Source organism: Alishewanella jeotgali KCTC 22429, from assembly GCF_000245735.1.
GTDB lineage: Bacteria > Pseudomonadota > Gammaproteobacteria > Enterobacterales > Alteromonadaceae > Alishewanella > Alishewanella jeotgali.
This window is the reverse complement of the sequence record NZ_AHTH01000028.1, coordinates 41,227-59,772: the sequence shown is the minus strand read 5'-3', so window position 1 is coordinate 59,772 and position 18,546 is coordinate 41,227. Positions and strand designations below refer to the sequence as shown.

Genomic DNA, 18,546 nt, shown 5'->3' with positions numbered 1-18,546 from the left:
GCTTATGTTAATATAGGGTAACAAAATGGATCTACTCAACCTGTTGCGTGCCGGCTGGCAACGGCTGTTGCCCTCACCCTGCTTATGGTGCAGCCTGCCGGTAATCCATCATCATTTTATGCTGTGTCAGGCTTGCCGCAGCGCGCTGCCGCAGTTTCCGTATCAGCTGTGTCATTTTAACCTGTTGTTCTTACCTGCTGTGCAACAAGGGCTGCCGCAGTGCCAGTTTGACCGCCTGCTCAGTTTAGGCTGGTATCAACAGCCCTATCAACACTGGATCAGCCGTTGGAAATATCAACAGGATCCGTATGCCGGCGCTTTACTGCAGCAGGAATTTTGCGCGTTGTTGCAGCGATATCAACAAAGCCAGCCGTTACCACAGGCACTGGTTTATGTGCCGATGGCGCCAGCTCGCGAGCGGCAACGAGGCTTTAACCAGGCCAGAGTTCTTGCCGAAAGCGCCGCCAAAAGCCTGGGCATCCCGCTGCTACACTGCCTGCAGCGCTGTCGCACCACGGCGCCGCAGCAGGGCCTGAACCGCCAACAACGTTTAGCTAACCTGCGGCAGGCATTTCGCTTAATTGATACGCAACTACCACCAAAACTGGCACTGATCGATGATGTCGTCACCACCGGCAGCACCGCCAATCAGTTAGCACAGCTGCTGCGAGCCGCCGGGGTGACAGAACTTAGTCTGTGGACGCTGGCGGTAACGCCAGCCTCGGCTCACTCCTCAGCCTGAACGCTGGCATTAAAGCCATGGCTTAAATACAGCGCATTAATCAGCAAGCGACTGGAGCCTTTAAAGTAACCGCGAAATACCGGGTTATCGCTCATGCCAATCACCCGGCCCTGCCCGAGATTATGCGCCACTAAGGCCGCGCCCTGCGCAATACGGGGAATAAACTCGGCAGCAGCATAGCCAGCCAGGTGCGGCTGGGCACTATAAGTTGCGACATTGACAAAGGGCGCCTGGCTGGGCTGTAACAACAAGGTGCTGTTTTTAAACAACGGTAAGTCGCGCCGCGGTATGCCAAAGGTCAGCGGGTGGCTCAGATCCAGCTCAGCACTGAAAATGGCACCGGCGATCCGTTGCTGACCGCCCAGTTTTTCGCGATCGGCGTAGCGTAAATCATGTTGTGGGATCAGTTGGTTCATGTCCTGTACTGTCCAGACTCCGGCTTGCAACAGCTTGGCATCCACCAACCAGGCTGCACCGCGCTTCTGCCCCCACAACACACCACCTTGCTGTACCCACTGCCGTAACTTGGTTATTTCACTCTCTTTCCAGCTGCGATAATCGCCATCTGGTAATAAAATATGGGTGTAGCGGCTCAGGTTAAGCCGGGACAAACGATCCGGCTCTGCCATGCTGGGAGAGATGCCGGCTAACCGCTCCAGGTTGTACCAGAGTTCGCCGGCTTCAGTCGAGTTGACACCAGGACCCGCCAGCACCAATACCTGAGGCAAACGCACCGGTGTAAAATTATGGCTACCCAGATCACTGCCGCGGCTGGTTAAACCGGTGGTCAGGGTATGAACAGGCAAGTTAAAGCGCTCCTGCAGTCGCTGCAAACGGAAGAACCAGTCAGCATGTTGCTGTAAACCGGCAGCGACCACCATAGCGCCAGCGCGGAAACTACGCGAACCCTGCGGTGTACTACCGGTAAAGTCACCCAGCGCCGCTCTGACAATCAGCCCTTCTTCCAACATCGCCTGCAGCATTACCGGCGATAACTGATCCTGCCAGCCCAGCACATAGGCATAACCACCGGCCTGCATCGTCTGACTACGGGCTCTGGGTTGAGCCTGCCACGGCTGCTCTGCTGCCGCGCGACCGGGTTCGCGGTTCACCGCCACAAAATCGATATTATAGGCATAGGGTAAGGTCCAGGCCGAAACATCATAGAAGGTGTTGTCATTAAAGCTTTTTTCCGTGCTAAAGGCCGCTTTTAACAGCCGGTATTGTGTTTGCTGCAGCGGCACATAGTAACTCTGACCGGCGCGGAAAGTGCTTTGTTCGTATTGCCAGTCAGCCGTTAACGGATAGACCGCAATCTGATGCTGACTCAACAGTTGTAACAGTGCCTCCAACCGGCTGCGATCCTGACTCTCAGTCAGAATATAGCCCTTAGTCCGCTCGGCGCGGGCCTGTTGCGCCGCAGATTGAAAGAATTCTTGTTGATAACTGAGTAACGCCTGTCGGTTAGCGACACTACCACGGATAGTAGACAGCGACGCATCAAACTGGTTTTTGATCGTTGCGGCGAAGGTTAGCAGGCCATTGATCGACTCCTGAGCATGACCGCGGCTGCTAGCCTGCTCGAACAAGATACCAACACTACCGGTAACATCCGGATAGGTAGAGCCTTTACCGACATAGAAATCATCAAAACTTTCTTCGGTGTAATACAGCTGGCCGCGCTGATCAAAGGCCTGAGCATGAAAGCCGGCCAGGATCCGGGTCAATTCAAAATTGCGCTCCGGGGTCAGCGGATAGTTACGGCTGGGGATCCCAGGCTGAAAGAAATAGCTGGAATTAGTGCCCATTTCATGGAAATCGCCGACCACATTCGGTTGCCATTTATGAAACTGTGCGATCCGCGCCTGACTTTCCGGATGTTGCAGCAGCAACCAGTCACGGTTTAAATCAAACCAGTAATGATTGGGCCGGCCATTCGGCCAGGGTTCAATATGTTCACGATGTTGCGGATCGGCCACCGGTGTTTTGCCGCGATGCATATTGGCCCACAACGCAAAGCGATCGTGTCCGTCCGGGTTCATACTCGGCTGGATCAGGATCACCGCCTGACGCAGCCATTGCTGTACTTCCGGGCTATTACTGGCTGTCAGATAGTGTGCCAGTACCAGCGCTGCATTAGCGGCACTGGGTTCATTACCGTGCACGCCGTAACCCAACCAGATAATCACCGGGCTGTCATCACTTACCGCCCGGCTGCCCCGCACCTGTGCCAGATGCTGGCTGCGGATTTGTTCTAACCGCGCCAGATTTTCCGGCGCCGACACCACCAGCTGCAGTAATGGCCTTTGCTCATGACTGCTGCCAATCACTTCCAGCTCGGCCCGCGGCGACTGGGCAGCGAGTACCTCGAAATAACGCTGGATCTGGTCATGCCTGGCATGCCATTCGCCCACCGGAAATCCGAGCACCTGCTCGGGTGCCGGTACCTCAGTCGCCACCGGCTCGTCAAAATAACTTGCCTGCACCTGCCAGATACTGCAGAGCAGGATGATGCCTAACATTTTTTTCATTATTGTCTCCCCAGACTCGCGGCTAAGTTAGCCAGAAACTGCCACAAAACTCAAGCAGGGCTGGCATCAGACAGGTAGGAAGAGTATGATAGCAACATAACCTAGTAATTTAGTCAGGTACTACGATGATTACGATTTCAGAACAGGCTCAGGCACACTTTGCCAAATTGCTGGAGAAGCAAGCGGCCGGCACTCATATCCGGGTGTTCGTGGTCAATCCGGGCACGGCCCAGGCGGAATGTGGCGTATCTTACTGCCCGGCTGATGCGGTAGAAGAAACCGATATCCGCTTACCTTTTAACGGCTTTGATGCCATCGTTGATGAAGAAAGTAAGCCGTTTTTGGTGGACGCTGAAATCGATTTTGTCACCGATCAGATGGGTTCACAGCTGACCCTAAAAGCGCCGAATGCCAAAGTACGCAAGGTGAGTGACAATGCCCCGTTGATGGAGCGGGTGCAGTATGTGATTGACAGCGAGATCAACCCGCAACTGGCTAACCATGGTGGCCGGGTCAGCGTGATGGAAATTACCGAGTCAGGTGTTGCAGTACTGCAGTTTGGCGGCGGTTGTAATGGTTGCTCCCAGGTTGACCTGACCCTAAAAGAAGGGATTGAAAAAGAGCTGTTAAATCGCTTTAGTGGTGAGCTGGCCGGTGTGAAAGATATCACTGAGCATCAACGTGGCGAGCACTCTTACTACTAAAAAGCCAGCGCTTTTTATGCTATAACATGCTCTCGGATTGGTCGGCGGCCTTTGGGCGCAGCCGACAGCGGCCTTTCTGGCCGTCTTCGGTTTTTTTGGAGTGGTGTTTGGAGTGCTGTTATGCGCGCTTTGCTGTTTTGCTGTTTATTAAGCCTGAGTTTGCCCGCCTCTGCGGCCGTGATGCTGATCTATCACCATGTTGCCGAGGATACCCCCAGAGTCAGCTCTGTCACCCCCGCTGAATTTCGCGGCCATCTGCAGTATCTGCGTGATAATAATTTTCAGGTCATCGGCCTCGACGTACTGATAGACCAGCTAAAAAGCGGCAAGCCCATTGCTGATAACGCGGTAGTGATCACCTTTGATGATAGCTATGAAAATAATTACACCACTGCGCACCCGATCCTGCAGGAATTCGGCTATCCCTACACCATCTTTATCAGCCCGGGAGATATTGATAAACGCACCGGTCCGGTAATGAGCTGGCAACAAATTAAACAAATGTCAGACGATGGCGTTCTGGTTGCCAACCACGCCATGTGGCATGAGCATATGGCCAGACCGGAAAAGGGCGAATCTGAAGCCGACTGGTTAAAACGGATGCGCCAGACTATTCTGGATGCCGAGCGGCGGATCAAGGAAGAAACCGGTCAGAGTCATCAGTGGCTGGCCTACCCCTATGGTGAATTTAGCGCCCCGCTGGAACAACTAGTAACGGAACTGGGCTTTATTGGCATTGGTCAGCAATCCGGTGCCATCGGGCCGCTGACGAAACTCACCCGCATCCCCCGTTATCCCGCGGCCGGTCAGTATGCGGATTTGAAAGATCTGGGGCAAAAGTTACGAACTTTGGCCTTTCCAATCACCGGCTATCTGTCTGCCGACCAAGTGATTAGTAGCAATCCGCCAACCTTACGCCTGCAACTGAAGATTGAAGATTTCCGTAAGCAGCAGTTGCGCTGCTTTGCCGGCTCTGAGGTCCTGGAGCCAACCTGGTTAGATGACAATACCTTTGAAGTCAGGGCCAGTAAGCCAGTAAATCGCGGGCGCAGCCGCTACAATTGCACTGCGCCGTCGCTGAGTAAAAAAGGCTATTTTTACTGGTACTCGCAGCCGTGGCTAAATTAATAACCCAACTTTGCCAGCACCAACGGAAAATCGGCCAGTAGCTGTTCGGTATCAATGACCGGCACCTGGCCAATTGCCATTTCAGGTTTGAACATCGCTACCAGCTGCCCCTGCGGATTAATCAGCACCACCGAAGCGCTGTGGTCGACCAGATAATTCCCCTCTGCATTGCTGTTCAGTGCATACATCAGACCCAGCTGCCGCACAAAGGGAAACAGCTGATCATGGCCGGCGGTCAGCCCCAGCACTGCCGGTTGCTGAAAGTAGTTTACATAATTATTGAGCTGCTCCACGCTGTCGCGCTGCGGATCAACCGAAATAAACCAGACTTTCAGCGGCTCCTTCACCATAGCAGCCAATTCCGGTTGCACCCCGGCCAGCTTGGCCAGCGTCAAAGGGCAGATATCCGGGCAATAGGTATAGCCGACAAAAGCCAGCGTCCATTGCTGATACAGCTGCTCACGACCGGTAGGCTGACCATGCTGATCGACTAACTGAAACTCCTGCAGATTGCGCGCTTGCGGATACACCAGTGCGGATTTCGGCTCAGCCGGCTGCTGCCATAGCTTATAACTGAGGCCACCGGCCACCACGGCAGCAATCGCCAGCAGTAAGTAAGTCAGATTACGAAACATAAAGCGCTAACACCTTAAAGTAATGGTCTACTAACAATAACAGGAAGAGTACCATTAAATGCACGATCGAGAACTTAAAAGTCGCCATCGCGGTGTCAGAGCCGGCAGCAAACTTCAACTTCCACGCATATTGTAAAAAGCGCAGATTCAGCAAGGTACTGCCAACCAGATAGATGGCACCGGTCATCCCGACAATGTAGGGCAGCAAGCACACCAGACATAACAACAGGGTATAAAGCAGGATAGCGCTCTTGGTAAAGTCGATACCGTGGGTTACCGGCAACATCGGCATGTTCACCCGGGCATAGTCATCGCGGCGGTGAATCGCCAGGGCCCAAAAATGCGGCGGCGTCCAGGTAAAGATAATCATCACCAATAGCAGCGCATAGCCATGCACCTCGCCGGTTACCGCCGTCCAGCCCAGCAACGGCGGCATAGCGCCGGCTAAGCCACCGATCACGATATTCTGCGGTGTTGCCCGCTTGAGAAACATGGTGTACACCACGGCATAACCAAACAAACTTAACAGCGTCAGCCAGGCGGTCAGCGGGTTCACCGCCAGATAAAGCAGGGCAAAGCCGGCAGCCGCCAGGCTACAGGCAAAGACGATCGCCTGCTTGCTGCTGATCCGTCCGCGGGCAACCGGTCGGCTGTGAGTACGCGCCATTTTGGCGTCAATACGTTGATCCACAACATGATTCAGTGCCGCCGCCGCCGCCGATAACAAACCTATGCCCAGGGTCGCACTTAACAGCAGCCACCAGGGCGCCAGGCTATTGCTGGCCAGCACCATTCCAACCCAGGCGGTCAACACCAGCAGCGCTACCACCTTGGGTTTAGTCAACTCCAGATAGTCGCGCCAGCGCCGGCTACTTGAGCCACTAATAATTGCCGTTGCCATCTTAAGCCTCCTGCGGTTTGGGGTATGCGATCTGGTAGCAAATCAGCACTGACAACATCAGTAAATTCGCTCCGACAAAATTATGCGCCACGGCATTTAACAGTGGTAAGTGCAAGACAATATTCAGTAAGCCCAGCGTCAACTGCACGGCCAATACCGCAGCCAGGGCCAGCGCAAACCTGCGCATCAATACTTCACTGGCCTGACGATACAGGCGCCAGGCAAAGGTCGCGACAATAAGGGTGGTGACTACAGCACCCAAGCGATGTAAAACATGAATAGTGGCACGCGCATCCTGCGACATCACGCCGTATTCGTAGTCATCATGGCCCAGGTGCAAATCGAAGGCTTCCGCAAAGGCCAGCCGGCTACTCCAACCGGCTTCACAGAACGGCAATTCGATGCAGGCCAAGGCGGCGTAGTTCGCTGCGGTCCAGCCACCCAGCGCGATCTGCAAACAGACCACCACTAAACTTAACAGCGCCAGCGGTAATAATGGCCTGAGCCCGGTATCCCGACTACGCCAGGCCGGCTGCTGCGTTAACCAGTAAACGGCCAACAAACTAAAGAGCGTAAAACCAAACATCAGATGCGCCAGCACCACTATCGGCAACAGGCCCATCGTCACCGTCCAGGCGCCGAGCGTAGCCTGAAAGATCACAATCAGCAGCAGGGCGGCCGGTAAACTGCGCTCAGTTTGTTGCCGCCGCCAGTGCATTACCGCCAGTGCCGCGATCAACAGGCCAAGCGTACCGGCCAGATAGCGGTGGATCATTTCATTCCAGGCTTTGGCATGTTCCAACGGCCGCTCGGGAAAGCGTTCTGCCGCCAGTTGCATTTTCTCCGGTTTGTGCGGCACCTTTAAAAAGCCATAACAACCGGGCCAGTCCGGACAACCGAGGCCGGCATCGGTTAAGCGGGTGTAGGCCCCCAGAATAATCACCAGCATGGTCCAGACTAACGTCAGCGTGATTAATTTTTTTTGTAGGCTCATACGCTGGTCCTGTCGTAGTTCATTAACTTCATTAAATCGGCACGAATCGCTTTCGCCGTAGCGGCCATCTGCTCGGCCTGGGCCGGTAGCGGATACTTCAGCAGCGCCAGACCACGTTGATCAACCAACACAATATGTTGCTGTAAGTCGGCACTCAGGGCGGCCGGGGTCTCGGCCTGGGTAAACATCGGATAATCGCTCAGACTGGCCTGCCCCAGCAGCACCGGCTGCACCTGGTTTTGCTTGCGGCCCAAACCAATATATAACTGCTTAACGGTATGCAGCGCCTGCTGGCAGGGAGTAGCACATTGCTCAGCGACGACCACGATACGCCAGTGCTTGGGCACCTTACCGGCGTCAGGCAACAGGTAAACTTCCTGGCTTAACCAGTCACCACGACTGGAGCTGCCCGGGTTGAACCAACCTAATTCCAGCACCAGCTTCGCCAGCAACAGTGGCAGGGCACAGCACAGGATAAACAACAGCAGAAATTTATTCTTGTTCATAGTTTTTCTCTCGTTGCCAACTGGTCGCCAGTCCGACGGCCAGCACCGCGATCGCCAGACCAAACCATTGCAAGGCATAACCACGGTGTTTTTCCGGCGGCATCACCACCGGCTGATAATGGGGGATAAAGTCAGATGCCTGCTGCTGATACAACACCGCCGGATACAGTGACCAGGGTAATTGTTGTTGCAGCAGGGCATAGTCGATTTGCTGCATGCGCATCGGATAGCTGTCGCCTTCCAGATTCTGCCCCAGCAATAGTGCATTAGACGGCCGGCTGCGTACCAGGGCCGCTATCGCGATTTCTGCCGGGATCTGCGGCTCGGGCAGCACTTGCCGGTTTTGGCCGGCAGCGAGCCAGCCCAGATTCACCAGCACCAGCGTACTGCTATCCGCAAATTGCACCGGAATAATCACATCGTAGCCAACCTTGCCGTGCAGAATTTGATTATCCAGTAACCAGATATAGGGCGGGACCCAATAGCCGGTGTCGCTAAGCAGAGCACCATCCAGTTCGGTTGCAGAACCCACCAGCAGCTGCCGGCCGCTTAGTGGCCCCTGCTGCTGCACTGCGGCGATCTGCTGTAACTGCACGGTTTTTTCGGCTGCCCGTTGCCATTGCCAATGTGATAACTTGATCAAAATGGCAAAAGCGGTCAGAGTAATTAATAACCAGACCCGGTTAACCGTAAATAATTGACCGAACAACTTAAACTGCATCAGTCAGACTCCGGAGTAGCTATGCTTATTAAAATCATTATCGGCGCACTGTTAATCTTTATCGTGTTTAATCTGGCCAGAGCCGGGGTGGCAATGGTGCGACAGCAGGAGAGTACCCTGCCAATGTCGCACTTTCTTGGCCGCAGGGTCCTGTATTCTGCCATCGCCCTGGGCCTGATCCTGCTGGCGATTGCCACCGGCCTGATCACACCAAACCCGCGGCCTTACTAGGCCGCGTCACAACACATAAACAAAGAAGAACAGGCACACCCAAACCACATCAACAAAGTGCCAGTACCAGGCTCCGGCCTGAAACGCGAAGTGTTTTTCTGGCGTAAAGTGTCCTTTCAGCACCCGCAGAAACACAAAGAACAGGATCAGGGCGCCCAGCGTCACATGTAGGCCGTGGAAACCGGTTAACAGGTAAAAGGTATTGCCATAGAAGCCGGAATCAAGCCGCAAGCCCAGATCGCGATAGGCGTGCACATATTCGTAGCCCTGCAGGCATAAGAAGATCACCCCCAGCAACAGGGTAACAAACAGCATGCCCTTTAGCTGACCCCGTTTATTCTGCTCCAGACCGGTATGGGCAAAGTGCAGTGTGACCGAGGAAATCAGCAGGATAGCCGTATTAATCGCCGGCAAACCCCAGGCTGGCATGGCCTGAGTTTCTATACCACCCGGTGTTTTTACCAGTGGCCATACCGGCTGAAAATCCGGCCACAGGATGGCAAAGGTCATGGCATTATTGCTTGCCCCTCCCAGCCATTCCATCGCAATGACCCGGCCGTAAAACAAAGCACCGAAGAAGGCCATAAAGAACATCACTTCCGAAACAATAAACCAGCTCATACCTTGCCGGAAAGATCGATCCATCTGGCTGCTATACAAGCCAGACATGGACTCATCAATCACATTGCGGAACCAGCCAACCAGCATAAAGACCAGAATGGCTAAGCCCAGTAACAATAACCAGCCACCAAAGCCAGTTTGTTGTTTACTCATATCAATAACATAGTGACCGGCGCCAAAAGCGATACAAAACAACGCCACGGCACCGACGATCGGCCAGGGGCTTTGCGCCGGGACATAATATTTTTCGTACGTTTTACTCATCTTATTCCCCAAGATTTTCAGTAGCGGCACTACCCTGCCAGTTAGCTGTCACATCGTACAGGGTGTAATTCAGCGTAATAGTGCTGAACTGCGCAGGCAGAGCCGGATCAACGTAAAACTGAACTGGCATCAGCATCTTATTGCCGGCTGCCAGTTGTTGTTGGGTAAAGCAGAAACATTCGATTTTATGCAGATACAAAGCGGCCTGTCCGGGCGAAACTGAGGGCACCGCCTGACCGACAATCATCCGGCCGGTTGGATTTTCGGCCAGATAATTCATCACATGCACTTCACCCGGATGTACCGTCAAACGGCGGATCTCCGGCTGAAAAATCCATGGCATGTCTTTATTCGGTCTGGCCAGAAACTCAATGGTCACTTCACGGCTGGTATCAATGCCATCTGCCAGTACCGTAGCCGGTACATTTGAGGTTTTGCCATTGATGCCAGTGACTTCACAGAACACGTCGTAAAGTGGCACCAGCGCAAAGCCAAAACCAAACATCAGTACCGTTACCAGTAGCAGTTTGCTTACCAAAGTCCGATGCAGCTGCATAGGGCCTCCTATTTCACTTCCGGCGGTGTATCAAAGGTATGGTAAGGTGCCGGCGACGGCACCTGCCATTCCAAACCTTCAGCGCCTTCCCATACCTGTGCTGTCGCTTTTTCGCCGCCGCGGGCACATTTGACAATCACCCAGACAAAAATCAGCTGCGATAAGCCAAACAGGAAACCACCCACGCTGATAAAGGCGTTAAAGTCCGCAAATTGCAGCGCATAGTCAGGGATCCGCCGTGGCATACCCGCCAGGCCAACGAAGTGCATTGGGAAAAACAACAGATTGACTGAGATCAGCGAACACCAGAAATGCAGCTGACCTAATCTTTCGTCGTACATATAGCCGGTCCATTTCGGTAGCCAGTAGTAGGCAGCGGCAATAATGGAGAACACCGCGCCGGATACCAGTACATAGTGGAAATGCGCCACCACAAAGTAGGTATCGTGATACTGGAAGTCCGCCGGCGTAATAGCCAGCATCAAACCGGAAAAGCCGCCGATGGTGAAGAGTACGATAAAAGCCAGTGCAAACATCATCGGGACTTCAAAGGTCATGGCACCGCGCCACATGGTTGCGACCCAGTTAAACACCTTCACGCCGGTCGGCACGGCAATAAGCATGGTGCAATACATAAAGAACAGCGTGGCAAATACCGGCATACCGGTGGTAAACATATGGTGCGCCCAAACCAGGAACGACAAGACCGCAATACTGGCGGTGGCATAAACCATAGAGGCATAACCAAACAACGGCTTGCGGGCAAAGGTCGGTATGATAGCCGACACAATACCAAATGCCGGCAGGATCATAATGTATACTTCCGGGTGACCAAAGAACCAGAAAATATGCTGGAACAATACCGGATCGCCGCCACCGGCCGCATCAAAGAAGCTGGTGCCAAAATACTTATCCGTTAATACCATAGTAACAGCGCCCGCCAGTACCGGCATCACCATAATCAGCAGGAAAGCGGTGATAAACCAGGTCCAGACGAACAGCGGCATCTTCATCCAGGTCATCCCCGGCGCCCGCATATTCCAGATGGTGACGATCACGTTGATGGCACCCATAATTGAGGAAATCCCCATAATGTGTACCGAAAACACGAAGAGCGCCGTGCTGTCATTACTGTAGGTAGTGGATAGCGGGGCATAGAAGGTCCAGCCGAAATCCGGACCACCACCCGGCATAAACAAACTCAGCAACAGGATCAGAAACGCAAACGGCAAGATCCAAAAGCTCCAGTTATTCATTCGGGGCAACGCCATATCCGGGGCGCCAATCATCATCGGGATCATCCAGTTCGCCAAGCCGGTAAAGGCTGGCATCACCGCCCCAAACACCATAATCAGACCATGTACTGTGGTCATCTGATTAAAAAATTGCGGCTCAACAAACTGCATGCCGGGTTGGAACAGTTCCAACCGGATCACCATCGCCATACTGCCACCGATAAAGAACATCAGTAAGGCAAACACCAGATACATGGTGCCGATATCTTTATGGTTAGTAGTAAACAGCCAGCGCTTTATCCCGGTTGGCTTATGGTCATGATCATGGTCATGCTCGTGTTCATGTGTAATAGCTGACATCGCTTACTCTCCCTTACCCTGCTGCACAGCGTAAACATCCGCAGCCTGCACGGCATCACCGGTATTATTATCAAAGGCATTGCGGGTATAGGTAATGACCGCGGCCAGTTCTTTCAGGCTGAGCTGCCGGCCAAAGGCCTGCATCGCCGTACCGGGTTTACCATTGACGATAATATCGATATGGGCGCGGCGGTCATTCAGCACCAGCTGACTGCCGCGGATTGCCGGGAAGATACCGGGTAAACCGTTACCGCTGGCCTGATGACAGGCGACACACCAGCCCTGATACACCCGTTCACCGGTAGCCATCAGTTCTGCCATATCCATATTCATCGCCAACAATTCGCGCTCTGCTGCCTTTGCTGCGGCAATACGGGCCTCTTCCTGTACCACCCAGGCCTGGTAGTCCGCAGGCTCTTTCGCAATCACCACCACTGGCATAAAGCCATGATCTTTACCGCAGAGCTCAGCACACTGACCACGATAAATGCCAGGCTCATCAACCCGGGTCCAGGCTTCATTAATAAAGCCGGGGTTAGCGTCTTTTTTTACGGCGAAAGCAGGCACCCACCAGGAGTGAATCACATCGTCAGAGGTCATCAGGAAACGGACTTTTTTACCGGTTGGGATCACCAGCGGCCGGTCAACTTCCAGCAGATAGTTCTCGCCTTTGGCCAGCTTGTTGGCAATTTGCTCACGTGGGGTGGCCAAAAGGGAGAAATATTCGATCTCATGATCAAGATATTTGTAATGCCACTTCCACTGCGAGCCCGTCACTAATACGGTGACATCCGCAGCCGAGGTATCTTCCATCGCGATTAAGGTTTTGGTGGCAGGTATTGCCATACCAATCAGAATCACCACCGGGATGGCGGTCCACAGAATTTCAACCTTAGTGCTTTCGTGAAACTGAGCCGGCTGCACTCCCCGCGCTTTGCGGTGGCGAATGATGGACCAGAACATGATCCCAAACACCACTGCACCGATAACGCAACAAATCCAGAAAATTGTCATATGCAGTTGATAAACCTGCTGACTAATTTCCGTAACGCCCCGGGTCATATTTAAAGGCATGGATGTTGATGCATTTGCCGATGCGGCAAAAAGCAGGGTCGGCAGCGACCAAAGCAGACAACGCGCGTTTGTCACTGTACTTCTCCTCTGTCATTTGCAAAGCAAATTGCAGAAACCAAGTACACAGAACTACACGGTTTTTTGACTACCTACCCAACCGAATCTATGTGCTATACCCGTCATCCTTGCAGATGCGGGGATATAAGTTTCGCAATTTATTATTGTTATTGTTCTTGGGTTGATTTCGAGGCTAGCGCTGAAATCAGTAGCGGCACACCTGTTGTTATTTTTTCGCCGGCTACCGTCTAAGAATTATCCAGGATGAAGATTATGTAAACCCCTAAAATGCAAAAGTGCCGATAAAACCAACAGGTCATACCAGCAATTTTAAAAATAAGCTATTGAGAAATTTTATAAATTATAACCAGCTACCGTTACGGATCACCCCGACTGCTAAGCCTTCTACGGCGAAAAATTGCTGTCGCAAGTCAACTTTTATCACCTCAAAATCCGGATTTTCCGGTAACAGCAATACCTGATTGCCATCGCGCTGAAAGCGTTTTACCGTGACCTCATCATCGACCCGCGCGACGATGACCTGGCCTGGCTGCGCCTGCTGGGTTTTGTGTACGGCCAGCAAATCGCCATCCAGAATACCGATATCCTGCATACTCATACCTTGCACCCGCAATAAAAAATCAGCGTGCGGTTTAAACAGGTTGGCATCGATCTGGTAATGGTCCTGGACATGCTCTGCTGCCAGGATCGGCTGACCGGCGGCGACTTTACCAATTAACGGTAAACCCAGTTGCTCCGGGGCCGCGTCCTCTTCCAACAAACGGATCCCCCTTGAGGTGCCGGGCAACATTGCGATCACGCCTTTCTTGGCCAGGGCTTTTAGATGCTCTTCCGCCGCATTGGCTGATTTAAAACCCAGCCGCACCGCAATTTCCGCCCGCGTTGGCGGCATACCGGTTTCCTGTTGATAATCCTTAATCAGCTGCAGAATTTCTGCCTGCCGTGGAGTAAGAGGTCTGTTCATGCTGGCTACCCATACAGTATTTACTGTGAGTATATACAGTCTTTCTGGCCTTGCCAAGTTTTCAGCGTGAACAAAACTTGCTGCTATGATCAGCTATGCTATTCTTAGCGCCCATTTTTTTCAGGTCAGTAAGGTTATGTTGTCAGGCTTTAAGCTGTTTACCAAACTGTTACGATGGCCCATCCGGCTGTTGGTGAAATATAAAATTGTGCCCGATAATCCGCTGCATGCGCTCGGAGTCGAGCCCGGACGGCCCTTGCTGTATATCTGCCATACTGAGTCCGCCAGTGATTTGGCAACCTTACGCCGGGTATGTCAGCAGTTACAATTACCTGATCCGCTATCTAAGGTGCAATTAGGGTCACAGCTGTTGCCCCGCACTCTGTTTCTGGAGCAACCACACCGGCTGATCGGCGGGCGCGGCAAAACCCGGGCCCTGCAACAAGGCCAGCAACTGTTAGCCGCCCATCTGGCACAGCCTGAGCTAAAAGCACAGTTAATGCCGGCCGCCATTTTATGGGGCCGGGCACCGGGTAAAGAGAACAGCATTAAATGGCTGATTGGCGAAGCACACTCACCAAACTGGCTGGCAAAATTACTTATTGTGCTGATTTCCGGACGCCATACGCTGGTACGGCTGAGTAAACCCGTGGATTTACAACAAATGGCGGCCCAGTTTGGTTCTGCACCGGAAACGGCGCGTAAACTACTACGAATGTCGCGGATCCACTTTTACCGGCAACGGCTGGCAGCAACCGGCCCCAAACTGATGCAACGAAATCAGTTATTTAATGCGTTACTGGCCTCGCCGGCGCTGAAAAAGGCCATTGCCGACGAGGCCGAAACTAAACGCATCAGTTATCAGGCGGCGCAACAGGAAGCCCGCAAGTTACTGCAGGAAATTGCCGCGGACTACCGCACCTCGACGCTACGCTTTGGCGACCGCATTCTGAGCTGGTTGTGGCAAAAACTCTATTACGGCATCAAGGTTAAAAATGCCGACAAGCTGCTTGAGCTGGCACAGAAAGGGCATGAAATCGTCTATGTTCCCTGCCACCGCAGCCATATGGACTACTTACTACTTAGCTACATTATTTATCATCAGGGCCTGGTACCGCCGCATATTGCGGCTGGTATTAATCTGAATTTCTGGCCGGCCGGTACCATTTTCCGTCGTGGTGGCGCTTTCTTTATCCGGCGCAGCTTTAGCGGCAACAAGCTGTACTCTGCGGTATTCCGTGAATACCTGAGTCTGTTGTTTATCAAAGGCTATGCCGTCAAGTATTACACTGAGGGCGGTCGCAGCCGCACCGGTCGCTTATTGCAACCCAAAACCGGCATGCTGGCGATGACAGTACAGTCGATGCTGCGCGGTATCGATCGCCCGGTCACGCTGGTACCGGTGTATCTGGGATACGAGCATGTGATGGAGGTCAATACCTACCTTAGCGAACTGCAGGGCTCAGGTAAGCAGAAAGAATCGGTGTTTGGTGTACTGAAGGCAATCCGTAATCTGCGCGATTATGGCTATGGCTATGTCAATTTCGGCGAGCCGATTTCACTGAACCAGTATCTGAGCCAGCAGGTGCCAGCTTGGAAAAGTGAAATTAACCCGCTGGAAGCGCCTAAACCGCAGTGGTTAAATCCGGTGACCGGCAAGTTGTCCGAGCAGATTATGCGGCATATCAATCAGGCGGCGGCATTGAACAGCATTAACCTGATTGCCCTCTGTTTGCTGGCCAGCGATAAGCATAGTCTGACCCGGCAGGAGTTGGTGCAACAGTTGCAAGCCTATCTGACGTTGCAGCAAGCGGTACCCTATCATGCCAATGTCAGCCTGCCAGAACAAAGTGCCGAGCAAATGCTGGAACATGCAGCCAGGATGCAAAAAATCATGCTGACGGCAGACAGTTTCGGTCAACTGGTCAGTTTAAGCCCACAGCAAGCGGTGCTAATGAGTTATTATCGGAATAATATTCTGCATCTGTTTATCCTGCCGGCCATTCTGGCTTCGGCCGTACTCCGACAACAGCGACTCAGTTTGACTGAACTGCAAAGCCTGGCCGAGCAACTGTATAGCCTGTTAAAACATGAATTATTTTTGCAGGTGCCCTCATTGCAGCACTATATCAGGCAACTGTTGCAACAACTGCAGGCGCAAGGGTTGTTAATACAGGACGGAGAAGATTATCTGGCTCCACCGCAGCACAGCCGCGAATATATGATGTTAGATTTACTGGCGCACAATGCCGAACATACGCTGCAGCGCTATGCCATGGTCTTTAACCTGTTGCGGGCGCATGGCCCGCTGCCGCGCCCGGAGCTGGAACAGCAAAGCCATCAACTGGCGCAACGCTTACTAACCTTGCATGGCATCAATGCACCGGAGTACTACGACAAGAACCTGTTTGCCAGCTTAAGCCAGGCGTTAAAACTGGAAGGTTACTGTCAGTCAGATCAGGACAACCGGCTACAGGCAACACCAGCTTTATCGCGGTTGGCAGCCACTGTTAACTTGCTGTTGCGTAGCGAGGTGTTACAAAGTATTCACAGCATTATGCCGGAGGCCGCAACCACTCAGCCCGGCTCCTGATACTCGCGGATCACCCCTTGCTGGATAGTAGTCGCCACCAGTTTACCATCGCGGGTAAAAAACTGACCTTGCACTAAACCCCGGCCGCCGGATGCGGCCGGGCTATCCACAGCGTAGAGCAACCAGTCATCAAAACGAAAATCCTGATGAAACCACATGGCATGGTCGATAGTGGCGACCTGCATATTTTTCGCCATAAAAGAACGACCATGCGGCTGCAAAGCAGTAGGCAGAAAGTTAAAATCTGATGCATAGGCCAGCAGATATTTATGCACCCGCAGATCATCTGGCATGCTGCCATTGGCTTTAAACCAGACATAACGCTTCGGCGCACTGACCACCGGCGAAAACGGATTTTGAAAATCCACCGGCCGCATTTCGATCGGTTTTTCGCAGATAAACTTACTGCGTAATTTTTCCGGAATTTGCGCCGCATGCTGCTGGTAGAAGTCGAGATCCGATACCAGCTGATCCGGCCCCGGTACCTGTGGCATGCTAAGCTGATGTTCAAAGCCCAGCTCCTCATCCTGGAATGACGCCGTCATATAGAAGATCGGTTTACCGTACTGAATGGCACTGACCCGGCGGGTACTAAAGCTTTTGCCATCACGGATATTGTCAACTTCATAGACAATCGGCTTGCTGGCATCACCCGGGCGTAAAAAATACGAATGGAACGAATGTAATTTACGCTCTTCGGGCAGCGTTTCTTTGGCTGCCGATAGCGCCTGACCCATCACCTGACCACCGAACACCGCCTTAAACCCCAGATCCTGACTTTGGCCGCGGTATAAGCCTAGTTCTATGGTCTCAAGTTTCAGCAGTGATAATAAATTCGCAAGTACCTGACTCATACGGTAACCTTTTCCGCTAGCAAGAGGAGTTATTCTGCCGTAATTACCGGAGCCTGGCAAAATGAACTATTGGTTATTTAAAACTGAACCCAGCGAATGCAGTATTGACGATTTTGCGCGCGCCCCAACAACGCCTATTGTTTGGGAGGGTGTACGTAATTATCAGGCACGAAACTTTCTGCGTGATGGCGTCCAGGTCGGTGATCACGTGTTAATCTATCATTCCAGTTGCAAGGATATTGGTGTGGCAGGGATCGCGGAAGTGGTCAGATCGGCTTATGCTGATCCGAGCCAATTTGACTGCCGTAGTATATATTATGATCCAAAAGCTAAAGCTGAGCAGCCACGCTGGGTCGCCGTCGATTTGCGTTTTGTGCAAAAATTGCCCAGACTAATAACACTAGACAAAATTAAAAGCTCGGCTAAGATGGCAGAGTTGCCGGTTGTTCAAAAAGGCAGCAGACTGTCAGTGATGCCGGTTACGATACAACAATGGCGGGATTTATTGGCTTTACAATAGTCCCTGACTTAATCCTGTGTTTTGGAGCCCGTTATGCTAGCGATACAGGTACAGGAAAGGCGCCAGACGGAAAAGGACCTTAATTATTTTTGGGATCAGTTAAGCTTAGCGCAGAAATTTTCGGTGGCTGAATTGCAGCGTTATGGCTACCAGCTACAGTTTGTTCGTCATTTACCCTACGGTAAGCTTGCGGTACTTGACTTTGACGGCAAGCTGGCGGCGATTGACCAGGAAGGCCAGATTGATACCACTCCCAGTATAGTACTTCGGGGCTGAGTGTTATTATCTGTTAACTGATTCAGATAGCTACAACAGCTACTCAAAAGATAACGCC

The 18,546-nt window shown here is 52.6% G+C and carries 19 protein-coding genes; 7 read left to right on the top strand and 12 right to left on the bottom strand.

Annotation, left to right across the window (positions count from 1 at the left end; translation table 11 throughout):
• Positions 1–25 precede the first annotated feature (25 nt).
• Positions 26–742, top strand: a complete 717-nt coding sequence (locus tag AJE_RS09845; RefSeq protein ID WP_008609682.1) for a ComF family protein — start codon at positions 26–28, stop codon at positions 740–742.
• On the opposite strand, the gene AJE_RS09840 is transcribed toward AJE_RS09845, so the two are convergent.
• Positions 727–3,273, bottom strand: coding sequence for a M14 family zinc carboxypeptidase (locus AJE_RS09840; RefSeq protein ID WP_008950735.1), 2,547 nt, complete (start codon positions 3,271–3,273; stop codon positions 727–729). The two genes, AJE_RS09845 and AJE_RS09840, sit on opposite strands and share 16 nt — an antisense overlap.
• A gap of 125 nt (positions 3,274–3,398) precedes the next feature.
• On the opposite strand from AJE_RS09840, the gene nfuA reads away from it, so the two are divergent.
• Both nfuA and AJE_RS09830 read left to right on the top strand, forming a co-directional pair.
• Complete coding sequence (gene nfuA / locus AJE_RS09835; protein ID WP_008950734.1) at positions 3,399–3,977, top strand: Fe-S biogenesis protein NfuA; 579 nt, start codon at positions 3,399–3,401, stop codon at positions 3,975–3,977.
• A gap of 120 nt (positions 3,978–4,097) precedes the next feature.
• A complete protein-coding gene (locus tag AJE_RS09830; protein WP_008609685.1) occupies positions 4,098–5,105 on the top strand; it encodes a polysaccharide deacetylase family protein in 1,008 nt (335 codons plus the stop codon).
• Here AJE_RS09830 and AJE_RS09825 read toward each other — a convergent pair.
• The 5 genes from AJE_RS09825 to AJE_RS09805 are packed head-to-tail and all read right to left on the bottom strand — an operon-like array spanning position 5,102 to position 8,862.
• Positions 5,102–5,740: an SCO family protein gene (locus AJE_RS09825; RefSeq protein WP_008950733.1), complete on the bottom strand. Its 639-nt coding sequence runs from the start codon at positions 5,738–5,740 to the stop codon at positions 5,102–5,104. The two genes, AJE_RS09830 and AJE_RS09825, sit on opposite strands and share 4 nt — an antisense overlap.
• Entirely contained in the window at positions 5,730–6,641 is a 912-nt protein-coding gene (gene cyoE, locus AJE_RS09820) for a heme o synthase (protein ID WP_008609687.1), read from the bottom strand. The genes AJE_RS09825 and cyoE overlap by 11 nt, the downstream gene beginning before the upstream one ends.
• Position 6,642: 1 nt before the next feature.
• Positions 6,643–7,635, bottom strand: a complete 993-nt coding sequence (locus AJE_RS09815; RefSeq protein ID WP_008950732.1) for a COX15/CtaA family protein — start codon at positions 7,633–7,635, stop codon at positions 6,643–6,645.
• The gene (locus AJE_RS09810; RefSeq protein WP_008950731.1) at positions 7,632–8,141 is read right to left on the bottom strand and encodes a hypothetical protein; all 510 of its coding nucleotides are present in this window, start codon (positions 8,139–8,141) and stop codon (positions 7,632–7,634) included. The genes AJE_RS09815 and AJE_RS09810 overlap by 4 nt, the downstream gene beginning before the upstream one ends.
• Complete coding sequence (locus tag AJE_RS09805) at positions 8,128–8,862, bottom strand: SURF1 family protein (protein WP_008950730.1); 735 nt, start codon at positions 8,860–8,862, stop codon at positions 8,128–8,130. The genes AJE_RS09810 and AJE_RS09805 overlap by 14 nt, the downstream gene beginning before the upstream one ends.
• A 21-nt stretch (positions 8,863–8,883) precedes the next feature.
• Between AJE_RS09805 and AJE_RS09800 the strand changes: the two genes are divergently transcribed.
• Positions 8,884–9,093, top strand: coding sequence for a DUF2909 domain-containing protein (locus tag AJE_RS09800; RefSeq protein WP_008950729.1), 210 nt, complete (start codon positions 8,884–8,886; stop codon positions 9,091–9,093).
• Positions 9,094–9,099: 6 nt separating this feature from the next.
• On the opposite strand, the gene AJE_RS09795 is transcribed toward AJE_RS09800, so the two are convergent.
• The 5 genes from AJE_RS09795 to lexA all read right to left on the bottom strand — a co-directional run bounded on the left by AJE_RS09795 (position 9,100) and on the right by lexA (position 14,245).
• On the bottom strand, positions 9,100–9,978 hold the full coding sequence (locus tag AJE_RS09795; RefSeq protein ID WP_008950728.1) for a cytochrome c oxidase subunit 3: 879 nt from the start codon (positions 9,976–9,978) through the stop codon (positions 9,100–9,102).
• A gap of 1 nt (position 9,979) precedes the next feature.
• Positions 9,980–10,534, bottom strand: a complete 555-nt coding sequence (locus tag AJE_RS09790) for a cytochrome c oxidase assembly protein (RefSeq protein ID WP_008950727.1) — start codon at positions 10,532–10,534, stop codon at positions 9,980–9,982.
• 8 nt (positions 10,535–10,542) lie between these two features.
• Complete coding sequence (gene ctaD, locus AJE_RS09785; protein ID WP_008950726.1) at positions 10,543–12,129, bottom strand: cytochrome c oxidase subunit I; 1,587 nt, start codon at positions 12,127–12,129, stop codon at positions 10,543–10,545.
• A 3-nt stretch (positions 12,130–12,132) separates the two neighbouring features.
• On the bottom strand, positions 12,133–13,203 hold the full coding sequence (gene coxB / locus AJE_RS09780; RefSeq protein ID WP_008950725.1) for a cytochrome c oxidase subunit II: 1,071 nt from the start codon (positions 13,201–13,203) through the stop codon (positions 12,133–12,135).
• 418 nt (positions 13,204–13,621) lie between these two features.
• Complete coding sequence (gene lexA / locus AJE_RS09775; RefSeq protein ID WP_008950724.1) at positions 13,622–14,245, bottom strand: transcriptional repressor LexA; 624 nt, start codon at positions 14,243–14,245, stop codon at positions 13,622–13,624.
• A gap of 85 nt (positions 14,246–14,330) precedes the next feature.
• On the opposite strand from lexA, the gene plsB reads away from it, so the two are divergent.
• Positions 14,331–16,838, top strand: a complete 2,508-nt coding sequence (plsB, locus tag AJE_RS09770) for a glycerol-3-phosphate 1-O-acyltransferase PlsB (RefSeq protein ID WP_008950723.1) — start codon at positions 14,331–14,333, stop codon at positions 16,836–16,838.
• Here the strand turns inward: plsB and tesB are convergent.
• A complete protein-coding gene (gene tesB / locus AJE_RS09765; RefSeq protein WP_008950722.1) occupies positions 16,823–17,692 on the bottom strand; it encodes an acyl-CoA thioesterase II in 870 nt (289 codons plus the stop codon). The genes plsB and tesB overlap by 16 nt on opposite strands.
• A gap of 61 nt (positions 17,693–17,753) precedes the next feature.
• Between tesB and AJE_RS09760 the strand changes: the two genes are divergently transcribed.
• On the top strand, positions 17,754–18,212 hold the full coding sequence (locus AJE_RS09760) for an EVE domain-containing protein (protein ID WP_008950721.1): 459 nt from the start codon (positions 17,754–17,756) through the stop codon (positions 18,210–18,212).
• A gap of 33 nt (positions 18,213–18,245) precedes the next feature.
• Positions 18,246–18,488 carry a hypothetical protein gene (locus tag AJE_RS09755; protein WP_008950720.1) on the top strand — a complete coding sequence of 81 codons (243 nt, stop codon included), beginning with the start codon at positions 18,246–18,248 and terminating at the stop codon, positions 18,486–18,488.
• Positions 18,489–18,546: the final 58 nt, after the last annotated feature.

Coding starts and splice junctions, on each gene's coding strand:
- AJE_RS09795 (WP_008950728.1), bottom strand. CDS start 9,978: ATGAGTAAAACGTACGAAAAATATTATGTCCCGGCGCAAAGCCCCTGG.
- AJE_RS09790 (WP_008950727.1), bottom strand. CDS start 10,534: ATGCAGCTGCATCGGACTTTGGTAAGCAAACTGCTACTGGTAACGGTA.
- AJE_RS09815 (WP_008950732.1), bottom strand. CDS start 7,635: ATGAGCCTACAAAAAAAATTAATCACGCTGACGTTAGTCTGGACCATG.
- ctaD (WP_008950726.1), bottom strand. CDS start 12,129: ATGTCAGCTATTACACATGAACACGAGCATGACCATGATCATGACCAT.
- tesB (WP_008950722.1), bottom strand. CDS start 17,692: ATGAGTCAGGTACTTGCGAATTTATTATCACTGCTGAAACTTGAGACC.
- AJE_RS09755 (WP_008950720.1), top strand. CDS start 18,246: ATGCTAGCGATACAGGTACAGGAAAGGCGCCAGACGGAAAAGGACCTT.
- AJE_RS09830 (WP_008609685.1), top strand. CDS start 4,098: ATGCGCGCTTTGCTGTTTTGCTGTTTATTAAGCCTGAGTTTGCCCGCC.
- plsB (WP_008950723.1), top strand. CDS start 14,331: ATGATCAGCTATGCTATTCTTAGCGCCCATTTTTTTCAGGTCAGTAAG.
- AJE_RS09805 (WP_008950730.1), bottom strand. CDS start 8,862: ATGCAGTTTAAGTTGTTCGGTCAATTATTTACGGTTAACCGGGTCTGG.
- cyoE (WP_008609687.1), bottom strand. CDS start 6,641: ATGGCAACGGCAATTATTAGTGGCTCAAGTAGCCGGCGCTGGCGCGAC.
- AJE_RS09760 (WP_008950721.1), top strand. CDS start 17,754: ATGAACTATTGGTTATTTAAAACTGAACCCAGCGAATGCAGTATTGAC.
- AJE_RS09840 (WP_008950735.1), bottom strand. CDS start 3,273: ATGAAAAAAATGTTAGGCATCATCCTGCTCTGCAGTATCTGGCAGGTG.
- nfuA (WP_008950734.1), top strand. CDS start 3,399: ATGATTACGATTTCAGAACAGGCTCAGGCACACTTTGCCAAATTGCTG.
- AJE_RS09810 (WP_008950731.1), bottom strand. CDS start 8,141: ATGAACAAGAATAAATTTCTGCTGTTGTTTATCCTGTGCTGTGCCCTG.
- AJE_RS09800 (WP_008950729.1), top strand. CDS start 8,884: ATGCTTATTAAAATCATTATCGGCGCACTGTTAATCTTTATCGTGTTT.
- lexA (WP_008950724.1), bottom strand. CDS start 14,245: ATGAACAGACCTCTTACTCCACGGCAGGCAGAAATTCTGCAGCTGATT.
- AJE_RS09825 (WP_008950733.1), bottom strand. CDS start 5,740: ATGTTTCGTAATCTGACTTACTTACTGCTGGCGATTGCTGCCGTGGTG.
- coxB (WP_008950725.1), bottom strand. CDS start 13,203: ATGCCTTTAAATATGACCCGGGGCGTTACGGAAATTAGTCAGCAGGTT.
- AJE_RS09845 (WP_008609682.1), top strand. CDS start 26: ATGGATCTACTCAACCTGTTGCGTGCCGGCTGGCAACGGCTGTTGCCC.